18 protein-coding genes are annotated in these 23500 nt (G+C 57.7%); 10 read left to right on the top strand and 8 right to left on the bottom strand.

What is annotated here, in order from left to right:
* The first annotated feature begins 4 nt into the window (after positions 1 to 4).
* From V6P94_RS21720 to V6P94_RS21700, 5 genes are all read left to right on the top strand, one after another.
* Positions 5 to 913 carry a sugar ABC transporter permease gene (locus V6P94_RS21720; protein ID WP_326397478.1) on the top strand — a complete coding sequence of 303 codons (909 nt, stop codon included), beginning with the start codon at positions 5 to 7 and terminating at the stop codon, positions 911 to 913.
* 1 nt (position 914) lies between these two features.
* Positions 915 to 1760, top strand: a complete 846-nt coding sequence (locus V6P94_RS21715) for a carbohydrate ABC transporter permease (RefSeq protein ID WP_326398999.1) — start codon at positions 915 to 917, stop codon at positions 1758 to 1760.
* A gap of 3 nt (positions 1761 to 1763) precedes the next feature.
* Positions 1764 to 2924 (top strand): ABC transporter ATP-binding protein, encoded by a 1161-nt coding sequence (locus V6P94_RS21710; RefSeq protein WP_133077273.1) that lies wholly within the window; start codon positions 1764 to 1766, stop codon positions 2922 to 2924.
* Positions 2925 to 3007: 83 nt separating this feature from the next.
* The gene (locus tag V6P94_RS21705) at positions 3008 to 4345 is read left to right on the top strand and encodes a carbohydrate porin (RefSeq protein ID WP_133077274.1); all 1338 of its coding nucleotides are present in this window, start codon (positions 3008 to 3010) and stop codon (positions 4343 to 4345) included.
* A 97-nt stretch (positions 4346 to 4442) separates the two neighbouring features.
* A complete protein-coding gene (locus V6P94_RS21700) occupies positions 4443 to 5306 on the top strand; it encodes a D-hexose-6-phosphate mutarotase (protein ID WP_133077275.1) in 864 nt (287 codons plus the stop codon).
* Positions 5307 to 5385: 79 nt separating this feature from the next.
* Here the strand turns inward: V6P94_RS21700 and V6P94_RS21695 are convergent, their stop codons facing one another.
* The 4 genes from V6P94_RS21695 to V6P94_RS21680 form a co-directional block, all read right to left on the bottom strand.
* On the bottom strand, positions 5386 to 8151 hold the full coding sequence (locus tag V6P94_RS21695; protein ID WP_338648677.1) for an RHS repeat-associated core domain-containing protein: 2766 nt from the start codon (positions 8149 to 8151) through the stop codon (positions 5386 to 5388).
* 175 nt (positions 8152 to 8326) lie between these two features.
* Complete coding sequence (locus V6P94_RS21690; RefSeq protein ID WP_338648676.1) at positions 8327 to 11890, bottom strand: toxin TcdB middle/N-terminal domain-containing protein; 3564 nt, start codon at positions 11888 to 11890, stop codon at positions 8327 to 8329.
* 21 nt (positions 11891 to 11911) lie between these two features.
* Positions 11912 to 13237 carry a SpvB/TcaC N-terminal domain-containing protein gene (locus V6P94_RS21685; protein ID WP_326397482.1) on the bottom strand — a complete coding sequence of 442 codons (1326 nt, stop codon included), beginning with the start codon at positions 13235 to 13237 and terminating at the stop codon, positions 11912 to 11914.
* Between the two features lie 481 nt (positions 13238 to 13718).
* Positions 13719 to 14579 carry a MurR/RpiR family transcriptional regulator gene (locus V6P94_RS21680; protein WP_173667433.1) on the bottom strand — a complete coding sequence of 287 codons (861 nt, stop codon included), beginning with the start codon at positions 14577 to 14579 and terminating at the stop codon, positions 13719 to 13721.
* 205 nt (positions 14580 to 14784) lie between these two features.
* Here V6P94_RS21680 and zwf point away from each other — a divergent pair, with 205 nt between their 5' ends.
* Genes zwf through V6P94_RS21665 form a run of 3 tightly spaced genes read left to right on the top strand, consistent with a single transcriptional unit; the run spans position 14785 to position 17637 of the window.
* Positions 14785 to 16254: a glucose-6-phosphate dehydrogenase gene (gene zwf / locus V6P94_RS21675; protein WP_219262906.1), complete on the top strand. Its 1470-nt coding sequence runs from the start codon at positions 14785 to 14787 to the stop codon at positions 16252 to 16254.
* A complete protein-coding gene (pgl, locus tag V6P94_RS21670) occupies positions 16241 to 16954 on the top strand; it encodes a 6-phosphogluconolactonase (protein ID WP_133077278.1) in 714 nt (237 codons plus the stop codon). Before zwf ends, pgl begins: the two co-directional genes overlap by 14 nt.
* 17 nt (positions 16955 to 16971) lie before the next feature.
* Complete coding sequence (locus V6P94_RS21665; protein ID WP_133077279.1) at positions 16972 to 17637, top strand: bifunctional 4-hydroxy-2-oxoglutarate aldolase/2-dehydro-3-deoxy-phosphogluconate aldolase; 666 nt, start codon at positions 16972 to 16974, stop codon at positions 17635 to 17637.
* Positions 17638 to 17821: 184 nt separating this feature from the next.
* Here the strand turns inward: V6P94_RS21665 and V6P94_RS21660 are convergent, their stop codons facing one another.
* The gene (locus tag V6P94_RS21660) at positions 17822 to 19012 is read right to left on the bottom strand and encodes an aminotransferase class V-fold PLP-dependent enzyme (RefSeq protein WP_338648674.1); all 1191 of its coding nucleotides are present in this window, start codon (positions 19010 to 19012) and stop codon (positions 17822 to 17824) included.
* Between the two features lie 11 nt (positions 19013 to 19023).
* On the bottom strand, positions 19024 to 19260 hold the full coding sequence (locus V6P94_RS21655; RefSeq protein ID WP_019829144.1) for a DUF3820 family protein: 237 nt from the start codon (positions 19258 to 19260) through the stop codon (positions 19024 to 19026).
* Between the two features lie 207 nt (positions 19261 to 19467).
* Between V6P94_RS21655 and V6P94_RS21650 the strand changes: the two genes are divergently transcribed.
* Positions 19468 to 19935, top strand: a complete 468-nt coding sequence (locus V6P94_RS21650; protein WP_133077281.1) for a PA2169 family four-helix-bundle protein — start codon at positions 19468 to 19470, stop codon at positions 19933 to 19935.
* 133 nt (positions 19936 to 20068) lie between these two features.
* Here V6P94_RS21650 and V6P94_RS21645 read toward each other — a convergent pair whose 3' ends face one another.
* Both V6P94_RS21645 and V6P94_RS21640 read right to left on the bottom strand, forming a co-directional pair.
* On the bottom strand, positions 20069 to 20539 hold the full coding sequence (locus V6P94_RS21645; RefSeq protein WP_019829146.1) for a MaoC family dehydratase: 471 nt from the start codon (positions 20537 to 20539) through the stop codon (positions 20069 to 20071).
* Positions 20540 to 20615: 76 nt separating this feature from the next.
* Positions 20616 to 21560, bottom strand: a complete 945-nt coding sequence (locus V6P94_RS21640; RefSeq protein WP_326397485.1) for a lysophospholipase — start codon at positions 21558 to 21560, stop codon at positions 20616 to 20618.
* A gap of 209 nt (positions 21561 to 21769) precedes the next feature.
* On the opposite strand from V6P94_RS21640, the gene fadD2 reads away from it, so the two are divergent.
* The gene (gene fadD2, locus V6P94_RS21635) at positions 21770 to 23458 is read left to right on the top strand and encodes a long-chain-fatty-acid--CoA ligase FadD2 (RefSeq protein ID WP_133077283.1); all 1689 of its coding nucleotides are present in this window, start codon (positions 21770 to 21772) and stop codon (positions 23456 to 23458) included.
* The last annotated feature ends 42 nt before the right edge of the window (positions 23459 to 23500 follow it).

Genomic DNA, 23500 nt, shown 5'->3' with positions numbered 1-23500 from the left:
TTCGATGAGTTCCGTGGCTGTGTTCATCAAGGCCTCGCCGTTTGATGCGCTGCAACGCTGGTTGCCCAAGCTGGTCCTGGCACCGAGCATGCTGATCGTATTGGTTGGCTTTTATGGCTACATTTTTTGGACGTTCCTGCTCTCGTTCACCAATTCCAGCTTTATGCCCAGCTACAAATGGGTTGGCTTGCAGCAATACGCACGACTGATGGACAACGACCGCTGGTGGGTCGCCAGCAAAAACCTGGCGGTTTTTGGCGGGATGTTCATCGTCATCAGCCTGGTGATCGGCGTGTTTCTGGCCATCCTGCTCGACCAGCGGATTCGCAAGGAAGGCTTCATCCGCACGATCTACCTGTACCCGATGGCACTGTCGATGATCGTCACCGGTACGGCCTGGAAGTGGCTGCTCAACCCGGGCCTGGGCCTGGACAAAATGCTCCGTGACTGGGGCTGGGAAGGTTTTCGTTTTGACTGGCTGCTGGATCAGGACCGGGTGGTGTACTGCCTGGTGATCGCTGCGGTGTGGCAGGCTTCGGGATTTGTGATGGCGATGTTCCTGGCCGGATTGCGCGGGGTCGATCAGTCGATCATTCGTGCGGCCCAGGTCGACGGTGCGAGCTTGCCGACCATCTACCTGCGCATTGTGTTGCCGAGCCTGCGCCCGGTGTTTTTCAGCGCCTTCATGATCCTTGCGCACATTGCCATCAAGAGCTTCGATCTGGTGTCGGCAATGACCGCCGGTGGTCCGGGATATTCCTCCGACTTGCCAGCCATGTTCATGTACTCCTTCACCTTCAGCCGTGGGCAAATGGGCATTGGTTCTGCCAGCGCGATCATGATGCTGGGAGCGATTCTGGCCATCCTCGTGCCGTATCTGTATTCCGAGCTGAGGAACAAACGCCATGACTAACATGACAAGCGGCATCGGCGCGTCCCGATTCACCTTCAGCCGCCTGGCCATTTACGCCACCCTGATTCTTGCTGCGGCGGTCTATTTGATCCCCTTGGTGGTGATGCTGCTCACCAGCTTCAAAAGCCCGGAAGACATCCGTACCGGCAACCTGTTGAGCTGGCCGCAAGTGATTGACGGCATTGGCTGGATCAAGGCCTGGGATACGGTGGGCGGGTATTTCTGGAACTCGGTCAAGATCACCGTGCCTGCGGTATTGATCTCGACTTTTATCGGGGCCATGAACGGCTATGTGCTGTCGATGTGGCGTTTTCGCGGCTCACAGCTGTTTTTTGGCTTGCTGCTGTTCGGCTGCTTCCTGCCGTTTCAAACCGTGTTGCTCCCGGCCTCGTTCACCATCGGCAAGCTCGGGCTGGCCAATACCACCACCGGCCTGGTGCTGGTGCACGTGGTGTATGGCCTGGCCTTCACCACGCTGTTTTTCCGCAACTACTACGTGAGCATCCCGGATGCGCTGGTCAAGGCTGCACGGCTGGATGGCGCGGGTTTCTTCACGATTTTCGGGCGAATCCTGCTGCCGATGTCGGTGCCGATCGTGATGGTCTGCCTGATCTGGCAGTTCACTCAAATCTGGAACGACTTTCTGTTTGGTGTGGTGTTTGCCAGTGGTGATGCGCAGCCGATTACGGTGGCGTTGAACAACCTGGTCAATACCAGCACCGGCGCCAAGGAATACAACGTTGATATGGCTGCGGCCATGATCGCGGGGCTGCCGACGCTGCTGGTTTACATCTTTGCGGGCAAGTATTTTCTGCGCGGGCTGACGTCCGGCGCGGTCAAGGGGTAAGGCATGGCGACTCTCGAATTACGCAACGTGAATAAATCCTACGGCAAGGGTTTGCCCGACACGCTGAAAAACATCGAACTGAAAATCGATGACGGCGAGTTCCTGATTCTGGTGGGGCCTTCGGGCTGCGGTAAATCGACCCTGATGAACTGCATCGCCGGTCTTGAAACCATCAGCGGCGGGGCGATCCTGGTGGACGATGCCGACATCAGCGGCATGAGCCCCAAAGACCGTGATATCGCCATGGTGTTCCAGTCCTACGCGCTGTACCCGACCATGAATGTGCGGGACAACATTGCCTTCGGTCTCAAGATCCGCAAGATGAGCGCGGCGGCGATCGATGAAGAGGTGGCGCGGGTTTCCAAGCTGCTGCAAATCGAACACCTGCTGACCCGCAAGCCCGGCCAACTGTCGGGTGGTCAGCAACAGCGCGTGGCCATGGGCCGGGCGCTGGCACGGCGGCCCAAGATCTACCTGTTTGACGAGCCGCTGTCCAACCTCGATGCCAAGCTGCGGGTCGAGATGCGCACCGAAATGAAACTGATGCACCAGCGCCTGAAAACCACCACTGTCTACGTCACCCATGACCAGATTGAAGCCATGACCCTGGGCGACAAAGTGGCCGTGATGAAGGACGGGATCATTCAGCAGTTCGGTACGCCCAAGCAGATCTATAACGATCCGGCCAACCTGTTTGTGGCGAGCTTTATTGGCTCGCCACCGATGAACTTCATTCCCCTGCGCCTGCAACGCCGCGAGGGCCGCTTGCTGGCCTTGCTCGACAGCGGCCAGGCACGCTGCGAACTGCCGTTGAGCATGCAGGACGCGGGGCTTGAGGACCGTGATGTGATTGTGGGCATACGCGCCGAGCAGATTGTACTGGCGCCCGCAGAGCCCAACGGCTTGCCCGTCATTCGCGCCGAAGCCCAAGTCATCGAGCCTACCGGCCCGGACACCCTGGTTTTTGTAAACCTGAACGGGAGCAAGGTCTGCTGCCGAATGGCCCCTGATGATGCGCCTCAGGTGGGTCAGAGCCTCAATTTGCAGTTCGATCCAGCCAAAGTGCTACTGTTTGATGCGAATACGGGCGAGCGTCTGGGGGCGATGGGTTCGCCTCAGACGCTCGGCCGGGCTGATAACGTGGCGCAATTCAAGGGTCGTTAAGTCAACAGGGAGCCTGTTACCGGGCCTCCTTGGGTGGTGCCGCGTTATAGAAAGCCAATAAGAAAACAACGAGGATTTAAGGGATGACTAACAGAATGACCCGTACCCGTCTGGCCTGCCAGCTATCGGCGATTGTCGCGCTAAGCCTGGGTGCAAGCAGTGTCTACGCTGACGAAGCGTTCAGTGCCGATTCGAAATGGATGACCGGCGACTGGGGCGGTGAGCGAACCAGACTGATCGAACAGGGCATCGACATCAAGGCCGATTACGTCGGTGAAGTCGGCGCCAACCTGCATGGCGGTTACAACGATGACAAGACAGCGCGCTACAGTGACCAGTTCGGTCTGGGCGTCGCGCTGGACCTGCAAAAGCTGTGGGGCTGGGACAACACCCAGGCCAAGATCCAGCTCACCAACCGTAATGGCCAGAACATCTCCAATGACCGTATCGGCGACCCCCGTGCCGGTACCCTGAGCTCCTCGCAGGAAGTCTATGGCCGTGGCCATATGGTGCGTTTGACCCAATTGTGGATTCAGCACCAGTTCCTCGACGGCAAACTGGACGTCAAGGCCGGTTACTTCGGTGAAGGCGAAGACTTCAACACCTTCCCGTGCGAATTCCAGAACCTGGCGTTCTGTGGCTCCCAGGTGGGTAACTGGGCCACCAACGTCTGGTACAACTGGCCGGTCAGCCAGGCGGCACTGCGGGTGAAATACAACATCACCCCTGAGTTGTATGCCCAGATCGGCGCGTACAACCAGAACCCGTCGCAACTGGAACACGGCAACGGCTTCAAACTCAGCGGCAGCGGCACCAAGGGTACGGTGTTGCCGGTCGAGCTGGTCTGGTCGCCGAAGGTCAACGACCTGCCGGGCGAATACCGTGTTGGTTACTACAAGAGCACGGCGCCTGCCGATGACGTGCGCGTCGACATCACCAGCACTGGTCAGGACTATCGTGTACGCGACAGCAAGCACGGTTACTGGTTTGTGGTGCAGCAGCAACTCACCAGCCACAACGGTGACCCGTCGCGCGGTCTGAATATCGCGGCCAACGCCACTTTTCACGACAAGGCCACCAACATCGTCGACAACTACCAGTCGCTGATGTTTGTGTACAAGGGGCCTTTCGATGCCCGTCCCAAGGATGACATCGGCATTGGCGCCGCCCGCATCCACGTCAATGATGACGTGAAGAAAAGCGCCGAGCAGATCAACGCCTCCATTGGTGCCACCGATTACAACGATCCGCTGTACTCGCCACTGCGCTCCACCGAGTACAACTACGAACTCAACTACGGTTTTCACGTGACCAACTGGTTGACCGTGCGTCCAAACCTGCAGTACATCACTCACCCGGGTGGTGTGGACAAGGTTGACAACGCACTGGTGGCCGGTCTGAAGATTCAGTCGACGTTCTAAATGCGCTAAGCTCCTTGTTTTTCCAGCGGATAGCCTTGGCTATCCGCTTTTTTTCGGGGCTGCACACCTCGGCGCATGATTTTCAGGACTGCGGCACATGCATGAGCATCCGCTTCACCGTTTTTTCAAATCCAGGCGCGAGCAGCCGGTCTTCCAATGGGAGCGTTTTCAGCAGCGCGACGTGCTGGTGATCGATCACCCCCATTGTCAGGCGGTGTTCAGCCGTCAGGGCGCGCAGCTGCTGCATTTTAAGCCAACCGGGCAAAAGCCCTGGTTGTGGTGCGCTGCCAAGTGGCCGCAGGTGGGTGCGATTCGCGGTGGAGTGCCGATTTTCTGGCCCTGGTATGGTCGCCACCCCAGTGAAAATGCATGGCCATCCCATGGCTGGGCGCGGTTGATCGACTGGAAACTGCTCGATAGCAGCAGCGACGAAGAAGGGGTGACCCTGCACTGGCGCTTGAAGTTGTGCGATTGGCAGGTCGATTTACATGCACGACTGGGCGAAGAAATGGAACTGCGCTTGAGCACCGAGCATCAGGATGATGAGCCTTGCCAGGTCAGCCAAGCCTTACGTGCTTACTGGCGCATCGGAGATGTTGCCAAGGTAGCGCTGTCTGGTCTGGACGGTGTTCACGGCTACGATCAGTTGAATCGTGAGGTTTGCCAGCAGCAGGGTGAGTTGCGGGTGGCGGGCGGTTGTCAGCGCGTGTTCCAGCATGACGGAGAAATGCAGCTCAATGATCACGCCTGGCAAAGGGCGCTGAGCATCGATACCGGGCATCAGGCCAATACGGTGGTCTGGCACCCGGGCAAACGACCCTTGCTGGGCGTGAGCTGGAATGAGGTGATGGGTTTTGTGTGCGTGGAGTCCACCAGCGGTGGCATCCACAACCAAACCCTGGCGCCGGGGGAGCAGGCGCATTTGAGTTTGCAGGCGCGGGCGAGGTTGGTGGGGGTTTGAGAGCTTTGTGAAGTCGGCAGGCCAGAGCAGCGACAAGAGAGTCTGAGGTCGGGTTTTATTAACCCAACCTCAGAGATGCTCAAATCATTACATGGCCGGGTGCGGACATGGCATTAAAAAGTGCAATCATTTGATCCTCATCAAGATCCCCTGCTCCCGTGGTGGTGGTGGGCTTGAAGTATTTATCGAATACGATGTTGCCTTCATCATATTTGTTGCTAGTCAGCATCAGATTTTCCAGCGCGGAATTAAAGCCCGTATCGAGTCTCTTCAATTCGCGGGAAAAATGTAAAGAACCTGCGGTTTCCGAAACCATTTTGAAGTGGTCGTCAGGGTTGGCTGTCATATCATTTTTACGGTAAATGATGTGCTGAATTGCTTTGAACTTTTTGAAGCTTTCTTTGTTCATCTCTTTCAAGATCGGATTTTTTTTGTAAGTGGCAAACGTACTGGAATGAATGCCTTTTTCTCCGCCCCAACGATTGAATTGAGTCGGGCCTGCAGTCATTAATGTTTTTTCCTGGTGCTGCAGGGAGGCGGGCAGAGGTGCGATAGGCACGTTGTCCACATCATTGAACACGCCACCCAATTTATAAGTCAGCTCGGTTTTTAAAATGTCCGAACCGGATGCCAGATGGGCGCGTTCTCCGCTTCTTGATGCTTCAAATTGTGTGTAACGCTCCTTGGTCTGGAATTTTTTAAACCACTTTTCCTCTTTGATATTAATCACTTTTACACCACTGCCAAGGCTGCTTTGCAGGGCCTTGAGCTGAGTGTCTTCCCCCGGATTTGGCAGGACGTGCAATTCAACTTTATAGGCACTGTTAGTGAGCGCTATTTTTTTCAAGTTGGAATGATGCTGCTCAAGATTTTTGAGTTCTCCTTGCCAGAAGTGATGGATAACGTTCGGTACTGATTTTTCTTTGGCCAGTCCGTGCAAGTCCCGGTGAGTGACAGGATTGTTATTGACCATTGAGTACACATTAAGCCCATCGACACTGCCCGCCGGATCCGGGCAAATCCACCGCTGCAACCACGGTGCGTAATACCGTGCGCCGTAGTAATACAACCCTGTGGCATCGCGCTCTTTGCCGGAATAACGCAGGGTCTTGTATCTGGCCTGCACGGCACTGCGTGCGGCCCACCAGGATGTACCGCCGTAGGGGGAGTAACTTTCCTGGCTGATCAGTTCGCCCGCGTGATCCAGCTCCAGGGTGCTGCTGCCCAGATGATCACCCAAACTGTAGCGCCACTGATCGGGCTCGGTCGCCCAATGCAGCACCCGGACCTGGTTGCGACCGGCCTGGGTCGTCACGACATGTAACTGCTCGCCCGTGGTGGGTGTGCGGATTTCCAGACCCGGCAAATACAGCACCTCAATGACCTGTTCACCACCGCCGGTCTTGGCCCGGCGTACCTTGCGCACGCGCTGACCCGTGCCGTCATAGATATAAGTCTCGACATCGTCGTCCCGGCCATCAGGTGCCTCGCGCACCACCTGCGTGACCTGATGCAATTGATTGCGAGTATTCCAGTGCATGAGCTGCCCCGGTGCCAGTGCCTGTTGATTGCCGTTGGCATCGAAACCACTGGCAAACTCCGCGGGTGCTTCACCCTTGAACAGGCTGCGGTTGCTGTGTTCTGCCACCACCATCTGGCGCAGATAGGTGTTACCGGCGCCAGCATCATGTTTGAGTGAAGTCAGGTTGGCGCCGCTGTCATAGGTGTAGGTCTGGGTGTAGTTGCGCCAGTGGCTGTCATCCCTGGCGCCGAAAATCTCCAGCCCGGGCAGTTCAGGTCCGATACGTTGGCTGGCGTTTTCCCGGCCCGTGGCTTCGATCAGTTGGTAGAGGGAGTCGTAACGGTAGGTGCTGATTGCCTCAACCTGTTGTTGGGCAAACCACTGTACGGGCTGGGCCAGATCTTCGATGCGCTCGATATTGCCCACCGGGTCGTACTGGTAGTGCAGGTCTTGCAGTAAATGCCCGGTCAGAGTGCTGGCCTTGAGCCGTTGCAACCGACCATTTGCCGCTGAGTAGCTCGCGATGGTCAGTACATTGTTGCCAGCTTGCTCTGTCTCCACCTGATCGAAGGCGTTGTATTCGCAGCTTTTGAGCAGTGCTATACCGTCCAGCTGTGACGCGCAGGGCCGGCCGGTAATGTCGACGTTTATCGAGCTTACGTGGTTTGCTGCATCGGTTTGCGCGATCACCGCGCCCAGTGCGTCGTACTGCCAGCGGGTGCTGTAGCTGACGGTCTGAAGCGGGGCATCCGGCCAGTGGGGAGCGGTCAGCGAGACGCAAAAGCGCCGGGTCTCAATCAGTGGCTGGCCGGTTACGGCGAACGCTTCATGCCACACACTGCTGGCTGGATCGTCGTGACGCAGCATGCGGCCACACCGGTTGCGTTGAGCATCTTCAGTATTGTTTGCGGCATAGGTAAAGCGTTCGACGCACTGCTCTACGTTTTCATCAGCCCCTTTTTCAAACAGTGCAACAGGTCGCAGTTGCTCATCGTAGTCCAGGCGCATAAAGCTTTCACGCCCGTCCCAACTGTGCACGGCCTGTGCGGCCGCGTTGTAGAAACGCACGCGCCAGCCTTCATCCACCGAATCACTGCATAGCTCCTGCCCCGTCAGGCTGAAGCGAGTTTGCTGATTGGCCACCGACAGTCGCGCATCCCATTGTTCGGTGAGATGACCCAGCGCGTTATACCGTTGCCGCGTGGTGTGGACCGATGGTGTCTGACTGATGTCCCGGCGATGGTAAGCCACGCTGCGCAGCAGGGCTGCCCGCGGATCTATCGAGATCAGTAATGGCGTTTTTTGGTGCAATTGATAAGTCATCGTTGCCATACCTGATTGTTGCGTTGGCTATCGAGACTCGTCGTCCATTACGAGGCATTTGTACTGTCAAGAATGACCAGTTTTTTCAAGGGGAGCGCTAACGCCTGTGTTTCATCGCTACCCGAGAGTGCGACTTTGAAAATCACCGTGAACGTGCTGCCGTCAGCCAGTTGCATCAGGTAGCTGGCGGGGGGGACGTCGCAATGTTCAGATCAAGGACCTGCGAATTGAGCACCTCGCTTGTGCGTGTCACGGTATAGGCCACTTCCACCGTTTTGCCGATGTTGGCAGCCACGGCTGTTTTTGGAATATCAAACAGCACTCGACCTGTCGCACTGCCTTGTTTTGCTGCCAGCGAAGGTGAGCCTGCACCGGCGACACCACTCCAGCTCATCGTAATGCTGTCGGTGGCCAGCATGCCCGGGTATTCAACCCGCACCGTTGCGCCTTCAAGGGCTTGCATCGGATCGAGCCGGTTGCCGCGCGCCTGCAATACGCTGGCGACTCTCGGGTGTTCCAGTGCCTCTTGATACAGGTCGTTCTCATCCTCGGCAATGGTGTACCAGTTCATGTACGTCTGGCGGCGCCAATAGCCACTGGCGGTAATGGTTTTGGTGGGGCGCCCCAGGGGGTCATAGAACTGCTGGTCGCTGTAGCCGAACTGGCGGAACGACTCATCGTTGATGTAACGGTATTGGTTCGCGAAATAAGGCCGGTAGATGCGAACGGCCAGCCCTTTGTTGTTGTATTCCACACGCTCACTGACGCACCAGCGCTCGGTGGCCTGCACTTGAACCGGTTCACCGCCCAGGGTTATCAGGTTGCCCTTGTCGTCGACGGCGTAGGCCAGGCCCGGTTCGACTTTCTGTTTGCTTTGCAAGGCACGGCCAAAACCATCCGAGGCGCTCAGCGACATCCTCACCTGTTTATCGGGATCCTCCGGATAGCGGTCAGCTTGCAGAACGGCACTGTGTGCCGGTTCGCGAGGCAGGGCCAGCAAGGCTGAGCAGGTCTGGGCCGGAATCTGGCTTACAGGGTAATCACCCTTGGCCAGGCGCTTGCGCGCACTGGCACGCAAATGTCCGGAGGGCATCAGCACGCCCAGCTCAACTCCGTTGGGTAACAGGTCCGGCGGGGCTTGGCCCATCCAGCTACTGCTTTCGTAGAAGAGTGCGGTTGCCAGATCGCCCATGACCGAGCTGTCGGCAATGGCCTGGGCGGCGCTTGCCGGCACCCACGAATGACTGTCCATGTTACCAAAGCCGACCTCTTTAACGGCTTGAGTGCCTTCGTCCCATTCGGTGCCCCAGAAGGTGGTCAGCACCACACGGCCCATCCCGTCGTAGCGGGCCTGGCTGACATTCTGATTGGGGTCGCGAATCCATTTGACCTGCAACGTGCTGTAGTCATGGACTGCATCGGTCACGCCGTCGTCAGGTGCCGTGAATCTGACAGGCAATAGGCAGAGGCTGTCATAGCTGACCTTCGATGGCTTGACCCATGCGACCGCTTTTTGCTCAAGCACCGTGTTGAAATGCTCGACCCCGGCAAAGGTTGTGTATCCCGTGCGCGCTGCCCAAATGCTGGTGGACGTGTCAACGGTATTGCTGGTTGGCCGCCACAGTCCGACATCGACATAGCCCGCTGATTCGAGTCGGGCTTTCACCTCGCCAGGGGTGCTGCCCAACAGGTTTTTGTCTGCGCCCTGATCATCTTTCACGACGTAGGCTTGCAGGGCAGCGGCATCCAGCTGGCCCTGTTCGCTGTATTCAGGCAGCGCATCGAAGTTCACCGTGCCGTCCGTGCAGCCCTGGTATTGCACGCGGCTCTGGCCCGCCAGCATGCGCTGGCCGTTGGCCGGGTCTTTGCCCAATGGCGATTGCGGACCAAGAAAGGCTTCGTAACCGATGACGTCGACCGACGGATCGTCAGCGGGCACAACATAGGCGCTCGCCTGGCTGCGGTAGGGCAGGCCCAATCGCAGGTAATCGGTCTGGTGGATATGCAAGACCCGTTCACGCATCTCGCTCAGGTAGAAGCACAGTTGGGCGTCATCCCTGGCATCCATCCACCAGCGCCGCAAATGGGTGTGCTCTTCATCGTCGGGATAGGGCGGTTGTGCGCTGGCACGGCGGGCGTAAGCAACGCTGACGCCGTGGCTGACACTGCCATAGTCATCAATGGCCAGGGTGATTTGGTGCTGGCAAAGCGGGTCATCGGCCAGGCGCTCGTACTGCAGGCTGCGTTGCTCGATGACAAACCCCAGCATGACGCTGTAAGGCGCAACGTCGGAGCGCGCTTGCAGCAGGCGAACGCCAAACCGGCTTTGCGTGACGCTGTAAGGCACGGCGTTGCCATCGACGCCCAGAGTTTCGGCGCGTAACACCGAGCCGCTCAAGGTTCTGGCCGCGTCGCGCAGTGTCGGGGCATCCCAGTCAGTGTGCGTTTGCTCGGTGCCATCAATGTGTTGGGTACACAGGGTGTTGCCCAGCGGTGCCAGTTGGATATCACCGGCCCAGGCATCAGGCACGTCCATATGCAAGGTTTTGCCGGTGTGGAACCAGGTCTTGCTCTGTACGGGTGCGCTGTAGCCCTCGGTATCGCTGGTGACAGCCTCGGTGTCGGTTTGCAGCAGCAGTCCAAACCCGCGAAACTCCCGTTCCACGCCATCGTAATAGCCGTGCCGATAGCTAAAGAACTGGGACAAATGGTTGTCGGTAATCTGGTCGAACTGGCGCTGCTCGCTGACCAGATGCATTGCGAAGGGCAATTCCGATACGGCCAGGGACGGATCTGGCAGCAGGGCTTTTTCGTCCAGCCATTCCTGCGCCGATGAGCGATACACCACCTCGCCCCCGGCGCCCATGTTGTTGTCCGAGGCACACAGCAAATACGGTTTGTTGCCAGCGACAAAGTCACAGCGCCAATGCTCGGGTCGCAGCTGGGTGTTGTGGGTACTGCTGGTCACGACCAGGCTGGAGCAGCCCAGTCCTTGCAGGTCGGCCACGCTGACTCGGGTCAAGGACTCGTACTTCAGTCCTTCAGGCAAAGTGATCGTGACAGGGGCGGCGAACCCGTGTCCGCTGAGGTTCATGAAAACCTGCACCGAATCACTTTGCAGGTACAGGATATCGACCGCGCCGGAGCCATCCAGGTCGGCGAGGCGGATATGGGCAGGGTTGAACTCGCCCGCAAAGTCCAGCTTGCCAAAGTTGACCGGTTCGCCAAATCGGCCGCGCCCCAGGTTCGGGAAGCAGCGCACGGACTGGGCGGTGATATGGATCAAATGCTGCTGCCCGGAGCCCAGCATGTCACTGAACGCCATCAGTTCGCAGCGTTGGTCACTGACCGCGGGCAAAGGCGTCTCAGTGCTTGAGCGGCTGACGTCGACGGGGTTGTCGAAGCCCTTGTTTTTCAAATTCACATACAAGCGCACGCTGCGGGTCCCGATCATTGCCAGGTCCGACAGGCCGTTTCCCATCAGGCTGGCCAGCTGTGCCTGCGGGTGGAAAAACTCGGTGGGGAAGGCCGCGTAGGGCGTGAAGTGGTTCCATTGCTGGTCGGTATCCAGGGTGAAAAAACCCGCTAAGGACGGTTGGGCCACCAGCCAGTCGAGCTTGCCGTCACCATTGATGTCCGTGAGCACCTGCAGCGTTGGCGAGTTGTTGTTGGCGACCGGAATCTGTTTGAGCTGCTCCTGGGCCGCGTAACTCACCGCGTTTTTATTCGGGCCGGGCATCGGATGACGGATGGGGCGACGTTAGTACCAGGCGTTTTGCAGGCGATAGAGGATCCCGGCCAATCCGTCGCCAAACAGATCCACCAACTGGTAGTTATCGGCATCGATGCCAGGGCTCTGGGGGGGCGTCTGCTCGGTAAAAAACGGTGAGAACGTTGCGGACTCCGGGGTGAAAGTGAAGGGGGTGTAGTCGAACTCTTGCGGCGGGTTGAATTGCGCTTCTTGCCCGACATAGCCGATGACGTGGGCCGCGGTCAGCAAGGACACGGCCGGTTCCTGGCGGTATTCCAGTTGCAGGCGCTGTACCAGCGAGGGCTCGCCCTGGAGCAGGACAGGGCCGCTATTGTCCGGGCCATCGGCGCACCAATGGAACATCAGCACCTGATGGCACAGTCGCAGCGTGCGCTCCTCGAACCCGTAGCGGTAATTGCTGACCGGATCGGCCCGCAGCGGCCACTGCGTACCCTGGGTTTGGGGGTACAGGGGCTTGACCGTCAGTCGGGCATCACATTCGCCATAGTCGAAGACCAGATCAAACAGCCAGGTGGGTACCACCGGCTTTTGCAGCAAGAAGGGCACCCGATCCCCTGTCAGGTTGCCGTATCGCACCCGTTGCAGGTAACGATGGGTGCTGCTGTCGCGGCCTAGCCAGGTATCGGCTACTGGCCCGGTCAGTGTGTTGAGCGATGCATCGTTCTCAGAGATGTATTCGTACAGCACGTGCTCGCCATTGGCGGCGACCGACTCTTCAAGAAGCCACTCGGCCACCCAGGTCGAGGCGCCCCGCAGGTGTTGCAGGCGGGCGTTGTGACTGTGGCCGTACACATGAACGCTGCCGTCCGCGAGCTGGATCAACCAGAACGAGTCGGTTGTACCGACATAGTGCTCGAACGTGCTGAAGTCGCCTTCTACCCGTGGACGGTAAGCGGTCACTTGATAGTTTTCAGGCAGCTGTCGGTCGCGAAACAGTGAAGTGTCTCGGGTGATGATCTGGCCGCTGGCATCCCGTTGCGCCAATAACACATCGCCACTGGGGGAGAGGTAAACCGGCTCGGCCAAATGGCCATTGGAGTCGGGCTCGAACTGAGGTGTTTGCAGACTGGTTTGCCGGCTGATCGAGGGGCGGTTGATGGACCAGCCCTGACCAAACTCGGTGCGCCCACCGCCACTGCTGTAGCTCAGGCTTAGTGCGGGGGCATAACCGCGACCTGGAGTAATGGGCAGCGGGATTGCCAATGAAGCGGCACCGGTAAAACCTACGGCTCCCCAGCCCTTGCCAATGCTTTGAATGGCGCCGCCGCCTTTAGGCAGTGAGGGTGCAGCAATACTGAGCGGTTCTTGGGCCATGATCATGAGCTCCTGCCACGGGGACTTTTCAGATAGATCGATCTGAATGTGTAGGGGCAGGAGCAGCAGGCGCAGCAACGTCTGAACCCCGTTTCAAAAAATGACCCCGAGGTGTTCACGTTATGACTGTTTTCGACAGCTGTAACCTGTCATATCTGACAGTTAAACGTCTTTGGAGCTACAGCTTTATAGGCGGTAAGGGAGCGATTGTTTTAGAAAACAGGGGCTGGAAAGAGGAGGGGGGGAAGAGCAGGGCGCTGCCGCTTGTCGGCTGGCACGGTAGTCGTATTTGTAGCCGCTGAGGAGCGTAGCGAGGCTGCGATCGGCGGCGCAGCCGTCGTAAAGTCAGCCTCCCAGTTTAATCAGGCAAACCGTGTATTGCGGTTTAACGACCGCTACGCGGCCGATCGCAGCCTGCGGCAGCGGCTACAAAAGCGGGCAGGCGGTGAATGTGTAGCCGCTTAGGAACGTAGCGAGGCTATCAGTTGAACTCGTCGCCTACCGGGTAGCGGCTGGCATTGAGGCTTTCCTTGATTTTGCGCAGGTGCGGCTGGAAGTCCACGCCCCGGCGCAGGGTCATGCCGGTGGCAAGTACATCGAGTACGGTGAGCTGGATGATGCGCGAGGTCATCGGCATATAGATGTCGGTGTCTTCGGGCAGTGGAATGTTCAGGCTCAGGGTACTGGCCTTGGCCAGTGGCGAGTTTTCTGCCGTCAGACCCAGCACTGAAGCGCCGTTGGCTCGCGCAATGCGCGCCACTTCCACCAGCTCGCGGGTGCGTCCGGTGTAGGAAATAATCACGAACAACTCACCGGTATGGGCCACGGACGCGATCATGCGTTGCATCAATACGTCGGCATGGGCGGTGACCGCCAGGTTGAAACGAAAGAACTTGTGTTGTGCATCCAGCGCCACCGGAGCCGAAGCACCCAGGCCAAAAAAGTGGATTTGCCGGGCCTGGATCAGCAAGTCGACGGCGCGGCTGATAAGGTTCGGGTCCAATGCCTGGCAAGCGCTGTCCAGTGAGGCAATGGCGCTGCCGAAAATCTTTTGGGTGTAGGCTTCGGGATTGTCGTCGGCTTCGACCGCGCGGCTGACATAGGCTGCGCCGCTGGCCAGGCTTTGTGCCAGTTGCAGCTTCAGTTCAGGGTAGCCGCTGACGCCAAATGAACGGCAGAAACGGTTAACCGTCGGCTCGCTGACCGAAGCCGCCTGAGCCAGTGCTGCGATGCTGAATCGGGTTGCCTGCTGCGGGTTCTGCAAAATGATTTCAGCCACTTTGCGCTCGGCCTTGTTCAGGTCTTCGAGGCGGCCCTTGATCTGTTCGAGTAAATTTCGCACGCGGTCCATTTATGATCCTTGGGTCAGCGATGCAAGAACCGCTCTAAAGCGGTTCTGGAAGGTGGCCTATCCTACTGGTGGCCTGTGATGACCACTAGCAGGAATCTGTATTTTGAGAAAATGTTGTGTTTATTACTACATTTTTCCTTGAGTGATGCCTTGAAAAAAGGTATTTGTAGCTTAACTTGATAAAAGAACAAACATCATGCCTTCGATTACGGTTGAACCGTGCACCTTTGCCTTGTTCGGCGCCCTTGGCGATTTGGCCTTGCGCAAGCTGTTTCCTGCTTTATACCAACTGGACCGCGCCGGTCTGCTCCATGCGGATACGCGCATTCTCGCCCTGGCCCGTGAGCCGGGCGAAGCCACTGCGCATCTGGCGCACATCGACAGCCAGTTGCGCCAGTATCTGGGCGAGAAGGAAATCGAAGTTGAGGCGCTGACCCGCTTCCTGGCTCGGTTGAGCTACCTGCATGTGGATTTTTTCAAGACTGAAGATTATGTGCCTCTGGCAGAGCTTGCCGGAACAGAACAACGCCTGATTGCCTACTTCGCCACACCGGCTGCGGTTTACGGCGCCATTTGCGAGAACCTGTCGAAAGTCGGCCTGGCTGAAAATACCCGCGTGGTGCTGGAAAAGCCCATCGGCTCGGACCTCGAGTCGTCGCGCAAGGTAAACGACTCCGTGGCGCAGTTCTTCCCCGAGAACCGCACCTACCGCATCGACCACTATCTGGGCAAAGAAACGGTCCAGAACCTGATTGCTTTGCGCTTTGCCAACAGCCTGTTCGAAACCCAGTGGAACCAGCGCTACATCTCCCACGTTGAAATCACCGTGGCCGAGAAAGTGGGCATCGAAGGTCGTTGGGGTTATTTCGACAAGGCTGGCCAGCTGCGCGACATGATTCAAAACCACCTGCTGCAGTTGCTGTGCCTGATTGCGATGGATCCGCCAGCGGACCTGTCGGCTGACAGCATTCGCGACGAAAAGGTAAAAGTGCTCAAGGCCCTGGCCCCGATCAGCGCCGAAGGCCTGACCACCCAAGTGGTGCGCGGCCAGTACATCGCCGGTTACAGCGAAGGCCAGTCAGTGCCGGGTTATCTGGAGGAAGAAAACTCCAACACCCAGAGCGACACCGAAACCTTCGTTGCACTGCGTGCCGATATCCGTAACTGGCGTTGGGCGGGTGTGCCGTTCTACCTGCGTACCGGCAAGCGCATGCCACAAAAGCTGTCGCAGATCGTGATCCACTTCAAGGAACCTTCGCACTACATCTTCGCCCCGGAGCAGCGTTTGCAAATCGGCAACAAGCTGATCATTCGCCTGCAGCCGGACGAAGGTATTTCCTTGCGTGTGATGACCAAGGAGCAGGGCCTGGACAAAGGCATGCAACTGCGCAGCGGTCCGTTGCAATTGAATTTTTCCGACACTTATCGCAGTGCTCGGATTCCGGATGCCTACGAGCGTCTGTTACTCGAAGTCATGCGTGGCAACCAGAACCTGTTTGTACGCAAAGATGAAATTGAAGCGGCATGGAAATGGTGCGACCAGTTGATCGCGGGCTGGAAAAAGTCCGGTGATGCGCCCAAGCCGTACGCGGCGGGTTCCTGGGGACCGATGAGTTCCATTGCATTGATTACGCGGGACGGGAGGTCTTGGTATGGCGATATCTGATTTGAAACTGCCTGAGGGTGTCCATGCGCACACCTTCAAGAACCCGGCGTCCATGGCCGAGGGGCTGGCAATAAGCGTTGCCGGGCAATTGAACCAGGCCATTGCCAGTCAGGGCGTTGCGACGCTGGTGGTGTCTGGTGGTCGCAGCCCGGTGGCGTTTTTCGAGAGCTTGATCAAACAACCGATCGACTGGTCGAAAGTGGTCGTCAGCCTTGCCGATGAACGCTGGGTGCCGGTTGAACATGCCGACAGCAACGCTGGCCTGCTCAAGAAGCATCTGCTGCGAGGCCCGGCTGCCAAGGCCCGTTTTGTCGGCTTGTACAACGCGGCTGCGACAGTTGAAAAGGCTGCACTGGAAGCGGATCAGGGCCTGGCCGAGCTGCCGCCGATTGATGTCCTGATTCTGGGCATGGGCGATGACGGGCATACCGCGTCGTTGTTCCCCAACAGCCCGAACCTGACCGAAGCCCTGCAACTGGACAACCCTCGTCGTTGCTGGGCGATGCTGGCGCCTACGGTGCCGCATCAGCGCCTGAGCATGAGCCGCAGCCTGCTGGCGAGCGCCAGGCACAAGGTGCTGTCGATTCAGGGACAGTCCAAATTGAACACCCTCAACGAAGCGCTGGGGAGCAACGATGTTGCCGCCTTGCCGATTCGTGCCTTTCTGCAACCTACGTTAGAGATTTACTGGTGCCCATGAGCCAAGGATCAGCTGCCATGACAACAACAATTGCGAACGTATCGATGGCGGATAAAGTCGCCCTGATCGACAGCCTCTGTGACCGTGCACGCATTCTGCCGGTGATTACCATTGCTCGCGAACAAGACATTCTGCCATTGGCAGATGCGCTGGCGGCAGGTGGCCTGACGGCCCTTGAGGTGACTCTGCGCTCGGCGTTCGGCCTCAAGGCCATCCGCATTTTGCGAGATCAGCGCCCTGAACTGGTGACGGGAGCGGGTACTGTGCTGGATCGGCACATGCTGGCGGCGGCTGAAGAAGCCGGTTCGCAATTTATTGTCACCCCAGGCATCACCCGTGACCTGCTCCAGGCCAGCGTTGCCAGCGACATCCCGCTGCTGCCGGGTATCAGCAATGCCTCCGGGATCATGGAAGGCTACGGGTTGGGCTACCGTCGTTTCAAACTGTTCCCGGCTGAAGTCAGTGGCGGTGTGGCCGCGATCAAGGCATTGGGCGGCCCGTTCGGTGAAGTGAAATTCTGCCCGACTGGCGGTGTCGGTCCGGCCAATATCCGCAGCTACATGGCGTTGAAAAACGTGATGTGCGTGGGTGGTAGCTGGATGCTGGACAGCGAGTGGATCAAAAACGGCGATTGGGCCCGTATCCAGGAATGCACCGCTGAGGCGCTTGCTCTGCTGGATTGATGTTTTAGTACGAATAGTTGTGTGTTCTACGGTTTTTGGTGCGCTTGGTCGGCGCACCTTTTTTTTGCCTGAAAAACACATGGTCGGTGATGTGGGAGCGGGCTTGCTCGTGATGATCTCACTGCGGTCTATTTGAAAAACCGCGTCGTCAGCATCGCGAGCAAGCCCGCTCCCACAGGATCGACTAATTGCCCTGCGACAGCTCGCGCAACGCGTTGACCAGCTGATTGATGTCATCCAGGGTGGTAGTGAACCCAACGGTAATCCGGATGCAGCTGCCACACGCCGAGCCATTGCGCGCGACGGTGAACAGGTTGTAGTCCTTGAGCAGGCGCTCAACCATCGGCTGCTGATCCTGCACATGGGTAAAGCGCAGCGAGGTAATCGCGCAGCGCAGTCGCGGATCATCCTCGATCAGCACTTCAATCCCCGGCATTTTTCGCGCTTCACTGACCCACAGGTCGCGCAGGTAGTTCAGTCGTGCCCCTTTGGCCTGTGTGCCTCCCATGTCCTGGTGCTCCTGCAACACTTTGGGCAGGGTCAGCCAGGCCGGTATGTTTGGCGTGCCATAGGGTGAGCGGTTACGAATATCCGGTTCGGGGTAATGCTGGTTGCCCATGTCGGGGTCAATATCGGCCAGGCGCCGGGGGTCGATATACATGAAGCCCAGGGTCAGCGGTCCGCCGATCCATTTGTGCAGGTTGTACCCCGCAAAGGCAACGCCCAGAGCCTGCAGGTCGAACTCGATCTGGCCCAGGGCGTGGGCGCCGTCAAGGATCACGTCCACACCATGGGATGTGGCCGCCGCGACAATGTCCTGCACGGGTAATACAAGCCCGGTGCGGTGGGTGACGTGGGTGAGCGCCATCAGTTTGATCCGTGGGTGACGGTCAAAGGCTTCGCGATAACTGGCCACCAGACTTTCATGGGTGGCGGGGTGCTTGTGGGATATTTCAATGACCTCAAGCCCGCGCTGCTGTGCGACCCAGCGCATCGCATATTCGACGCTGTGGTACTCCAGGTCGCAGATCAGTAACTGATCGCCGGGCTGCAGGCGGTTGTAGTTGCGAATCAGCGATTGCAGGGCATCGGACGCGCGCGAAGTCAACGCGACGCCGGACGGGTCAACGCCCAGCAGGTCAGCGAGCTGGTCGCGGATCTCAACGCTCTGAGTCTCATCGAAGTGCTGGCGCACCGGTAGCGAGTTGATGCGGTTAATAAAGTCGACAGTGCGCTGATAGTCCTGCGCCACGTCGCGAGTCATGCGCCCGAAGTAGCCGTTCTCCAGATTGATCGGGCCGGGAGCTACGTCGTAGCGCTCGGCGATGGCGTGCCAGAAGTTTTCGTCGCGGGCGTTATCTTCAATCCTTGGCATGGGCAACTCTATTAGTGACGGGGTTTGGGTTTCGAGTGTTTGGCGCGTAATGGGTCGAGCAGGTCCGACAGGCCGTTGTGATCGATCTCTTGCATCAGGGCCAGCAAGCCGCCCAGTTCACCGTGGGGGAAGCCCTGGCGGGCAAACCAGTTCAGGTACTGGCCGGGCAGGTCGGCGATGATTCGGCCCTTGTATTTGCCGAAGGGCATCTCGCGAGTGATCAGGAGTTCGAGTTTTTCGGGGTTCATGCAAAGGCCTTCAGGTGCGTAACGCGATGGAATGAAAATACAGGCAATTTGCATGAAGGCCAATTGACAGATCATGCATATAAACCGGATACAGTTTTTTTGTGTTTTTGTAAGCTATTGATATTCAAGCATTTTATTTAATTAAAAAACTGGCACGAGCCCTGCAATCTCTATTGCACGATCCTCAACCTTGTAAGGAATTGAACAATGACTGACCTCAATAAAGAAGCCATTAGCGTCCTGAACGATTTGATCGAAACCAGCAAAGACGGTCAGGAAGGGTTTAAAACCTGCGCCGAAGACATCAAGCACCCAGAGCTCAAGGCGCTGTTTGCCAAGCGCTCAGCCGAATGTGCAGCCGCTGCTGCCGAGTTGCAGGCTCAGGTACGCGCTTTGGGCGGCGATCCTGAAACCAGCACCAGCGTGGCCGGTGATTTGCACCGCCGTTGGGTAGACGTGAAATCCGTGTTTACAGGCAAGGATGAAGAAGCGGTGCTCAACGAAGCCGAGCGCGGCGAAGATCATGCCCTGAAAGCCTACAAGGAAGCGCTGGAAAAAATCAGCAAGCACAATCTGGTAGGTATTCGTGATCTGGTAGAGCGTCAGTTGCATGGCGTGCAACGCAATCACGATCAGGTCAAGGCCTTGCGTAACGAGGCACGTGCCCGGGCTTGATTAGCCCGGGGCGGGTAGATCCAGTTTAGATCTACAGCGGGAGCGGGCTTGCTCGCGACAGCAACAACCCGGTATGAGGCATGTACCGGGTTGATTGCATCGCAAGCAAGCCCGCTCCCGCATGCATTGGGTTTTAGCCAATGCTGATTGCCGGCAGCACCGGCAAGGTCACGGTTTGTTGTTTGCGTGGCGCAATGATTTCAGCCTCGCCATCAACGACAATTTCATCGCGCTGATTGAAGACACGGGTCGCAATGCGCACGCGAAATTTTGGCAGCTTTTCCAGAATTTCCAGACGCACGGTGAGGGTGTCACCGATTTTTACCGGCTTCTGAAAGCTCATTTGCTGGCCGACATAGATAGTGCCAGGGCCCGGAAGTTCGCAGGCCACGGCAGCACTGATCAGTGCGCCACTGAACATGCCATGGGCAATGCGCTCTTTGAACATGGTCGCAGCCGCGAACTCAGGATCGAGGTGCACAGGGTTGTGGTCGCCGGACATGGCCGCAAAAAGCTGAATGTCGCGCTCTCCGACGGTCTTGCTGTAGCTGGCAGTCTGGCCGACTTCGAGGGCTTCGTACGGGGTGTTGGTAACCTGGGTCATCTAGCGCATGTCCTGTGACGAGTGTTCGGTTTTAAGATATTGATTTTAAAGTACTTTATAGCGAAATTGTGGTTGCTCATTCGCTGCGCGGCGGGCGGGTATGGCTCAATGCATGATTGAGCCAGGCGATCACATCCGCCATCACTGCGTCGCGATTGGTTTCGTTGAAGAGTTCGTGCCGCGCTTGCGGATACAGATTCAGCTGCAACTGGCGATTGCCGGCATCTCGCAAAGCCTTGGCCAGATCAGTGAGACGCTTGCCTTCACTCACCGGATCACATTCGCCGCCCATTATCAGTAAAGGCAGGCCTGGATCGATCTGAGCGAGATTGGACGCTTTGCTGATTTGCTGCAACCCGCCAAGCAAATCGATCCATAGCTGGTTGGTGCACCGAAACCCGCACAGAGGGTCGCTGGCATAGGCATCGACCTGCGCCGGATCACGGCTAAGCCAGTCATAAGGTGTGCGATTGGGCTTGAAGGCTTTATTGAAAGAGCCGAAGGACAGCCACTCGATCAACGCACTTCGACCTTTTGGTCCCTGGCGCAAACGCTCGAAGCGGGCGATCAGGCTGGCTGCACGATAGAGCGCCACCGGCTGGAAATTTGAGGCGCTGAGAATTGCGCCTTGCAGGCTGGCACTGTGATGCATCAAGTACGCCTGGGCGATGTAGCTGCCCATGCTGTGGCCCAGCAGGAAAATCGGCACCCCGGTGTGAGCCTGGCCGATGTGTTGAGCAAGGCTGGCCACATCGCTGACGACTGCGCACCAGCCATCATTGTCGGCAAAGTACCCCAGAGTCCCCTGTTCGGCCGTTTTGCCGTGTCCGCGCTGGTCATGGGCATACAGTCCAAAACCGGCATCATTCAGGGTTTTGCCCAGGAGGGAATAACGACCACTGTGCTCGGCCATGCCATGAACCAGCAGGACTATGGCCTTGGGCGTGCCAGCAGGCAGCCACTGGTTAACGAAAAGACCACTTCGGTCATTCGCGTCCAGCCAAAAAGTCTCAGGGGTCATGGCAGTTCCTTCATTTGTTGTCGTAGCAGTGTATAGCGCATTTGCAGAGCGGCCACTTATCAAGGAGTCGTGTTGTAATAAGATTCAAGATGTAAATGGCGAAGATCGCTGTATTTGCCTACAACTTGATAACTGTTACCGTCCGCAAGTTCCGCTTTTCACGAAGTGAAAGTTGCGGCAAGACACGCTCAGGTACGAGGATAAAAATAATGCAACCTGATTTCTGGAATGACAAACGTCCCGCCGGGGTACCGCTGGATATCGATATGACGACCTACAAATCGGTCGTTGACGTGTTTGAGCGCTCCTGCAAGAAATTCGCGGACCGCCCGGCCTTCAGCAATCTGGGCGTGACCATCAGCTATGCCGAACTGGAGCGCTACAGTGCTGCTTTTGCCGGTTACCTGCAGGAACACACCGATCTCAAGCCCGGCGATCGTATCGCCGTGCAAATGCCCAATACCCTGCAGTACCCGATTGCCGTATTTGGTGCGATGCGTGCGGGGCTGGTGGTGGTCAACACCAACCCGCTCTACACCTCGCGCGAGATGCACCATCAGTTCAAGAGCGCCGGGATTCGTGCGCTGGTGTACTTGAACATGTTTGGCAAGCGCGTGCAGGAAGTGCTGCAAGACATCGAAATCGACTACCTGATCGAAGCCAGAATGGGCGACATGATGCCGGCCGTAAAAGGCTGGGTCACAAATCTGGTGGTCGACAAGGTTAAAAAGCTGGTGCCGGCCTATCAGTTACCCCAGGCGATCCCCTTCAAAAATGTTTTGCGCCGTGGCGCGGGTCAGGTTATCCGCCCGCTGACGACATCCCTGGATGACACCGCGGTGCTGCAATACACCGGCGGCACCACCGGCTTGCCCAAGGGCGCGATGCTGACCCATGGCAATCTGATCGCCAACATGCTGCAACTGCGTGCCTGCCTGTCCCAGCATGGCCCGGATGGTCAGCCGATGCTCAAGGACGGCCGCGAGATCATGATCGGCCCATTGCCGCTCTACCATATCTATGCTTTCACCGCCAATTGCATGGGGATGATGGTCACGGGCAACCATAACGTCCTGATCACCAATCCGCGCGACATCAAAGGGTTTATCAAGGAGCTCAAAAACTGGAAATTCACTGGTTTCCTGGGCCTTAACACCTTGTTTGTTGCGCTCATGGATCACCCTGACTTCAAGACCGTGGATTTCTCCGGGCTCAAAATCACCAACTCGGGCGGCACGGCGCTGGTCAAGGCCACGGCAGAGCGTTGGGAAAAACTCACGGGGTGCCGGATTGTTGAAGGTTACGGGCTCACTGAAACCTCCCCGGTGGCCAGTGCCAACCCTTGCGGTTCACTGGCAAGGCTGGGGACGGTGGGCATGCCGGTTCCCGGTACGGCCATGAAGGTGATCAGCGACGAAGGTGTCGACCTGGGCCTGGGCGAGAGAGGCGAACTGTGCGTCAAAGGCCCTCAAGTGATGAAAGGCTACTGGCAAAACCCCGAGGCCACGGCCGAAGTACTGGATGCCGAGGGCTGGTTCAGGACCGGTGATATCGCAGTGATTGATCCGGATGGTTTTGTCCGTATTGTCGATCGCAAAAAAGACCTGATCATCGTCTCCGGTTTCAATGTGTACCCCAACGAAATTGAAGACATCGTGATGGCCCATCCAAAAGTGGCCAATTGCGCGGTCATTGGCGTACCGGACGATCGCACCGGGGAGGCGGTCAAATTGTTTGTCGTGCCTCGTGCAGGCGGAGTGACCGTTGAAGAACTGAAGGCTTACTGCAAGGACAACTTCACCGGTTATAAGGTGCCCAAGCAAATCGTGTTGCGCGATTCCTTGCCCATGACCCCGGTGGGCAAAATCCTGCGTCGCGAGTTACGAGATATCGCCTGATTCGTTCAGCCTGGCGACAGACGCCCGCTTGCCTTGAGGCAG

Source organism: Pseudomonas sp. ML2-2023-3 (genome assembly GCF_037055275.1).
GTDB lineage: Bacteria > Pseudomonadota > Gammaproteobacteria > Pseudomonadales > Pseudomonadaceae > Aquipseudomonas.
The sequence above is the reverse complement of the archived record's forward strand: the minus strand, read 5'-3'. Positions and strand labels throughout refer to the sequence as shown.

Excerpts from the sequence above, each read along its gene's own strand:
- V6P94_RS21720 (WP_326397478.1), top strand. The coding sequence starts at position 5 with ATGAGTTCCGTGGCTGTGTTCATCAAGGCCTCGCCGTTTGATGCGCTG.
- V6P94_RS21715 (WP_326398999.1), top strand. The coding sequence starts at position 915 with ATGACAAGCGGCATCGGCGCGTCCCGATTCACCTTCAGCCGCCTGGCC.
- V6P94_RS21710 (WP_133077273.1), top strand. The coding sequence starts at position 1,764 with ATGGCGACTCTCGAATTACGCAACGTGAATAAATCCTACGGCAAGGGT.
- V6P94_RS21705 (WP_133077274.1), top strand. The coding sequence starts at position 3,008 with ATGACTAACAGAATGACCCGTACCCGTCTGGCCTGCCAGCTATCGGCG.
- V6P94_RS21700 (WP_133077275.1), top strand. The coding sequence starts at position 4,443 with ATGCATGAGCATCCGCTTCACCGTTTTTTCAAATCCAGGCGCGAGCAG.
- V6P94_RS21695 (WP_338648677.1), bottom strand. The coding sequence starts at position 8,151 with ATGACTTATCAATTGCACCAAAAAACGCCATTACTGATCTCGATAGAT.
- V6P94_RS21690 (WP_338648676.1), bottom strand. The coding sequence starts at position 11,890 with ATGCCCGGCCCGAATAAAAACGCGGTGAGTTACGCGGCCCAGGAGCAG.
- V6P94_RS21685 (WP_326397482.1), bottom strand. The coding sequence starts at position 13,237 with ATGGCCCAAGAACCGCTCAGTATTGCTGCACCCTCACTGCCTAAAGGC.
- zwf (WP_219262906.1), top strand. The coding sequence starts at position 14,785 with ATGCCTTCGATTACGGTTGAACCGTGCACCTTTGCCTTGTTCGGCGCC.
- pgl (WP_133077278.1), top strand. The coding sequence starts at position 16,241 with ATGGCGATATCTGATTTGAAACTGCCTGAGGGTGTCCATGCGCACACC.
- V6P94_RS21665 (WP_133077279.1), top strand. The coding sequence starts at position 16,972 with ATGACAACAACAATTGCGAACGTATCGATGGCGGATAAAGTCGCCCTG.
- V6P94_RS21660 (WP_338648674.1), bottom strand. The coding sequence starts at position 19,012 with ATGCCAAGGATTGAAGATAACGCCCGCGACGAAAACTTCTGGCACGCC.
- V6P94_RS21655 (WP_019829144.1), bottom strand. The coding sequence starts at position 19,260 with ATGAACCCCGAAAAACTCGAACTCCTGATCACTCGCGAGATGCCCTTC.
- V6P94_RS21650 (WP_133077281.1), top strand. The coding sequence starts at position 19,468 with ATGACTGACCTCAATAAAGAAGCCATTAGCGTCCTGAACGATTTGATC.
- V6P94_RS21645 (WP_019829146.1), bottom strand. The coding sequence starts at position 20,539 with ATGACCCAGGTTACCAACACCCCGTACGAAGCCCTCGAAGTCGGCCAG.
- V6P94_RS21640 (WP_326397485.1), bottom strand. The coding sequence starts at position 21,560 with ATGACCCCTGAGACTTTTTGGCTGGACGCGAATGACCGAAGTGGTCTT.
- fadD2 (WP_133077283.1), top strand. The coding sequence starts at position 21,770 with ATGCAACCTGATTTCTGGAATGACAAACGTCCCGCCGGGGTACCGCTG.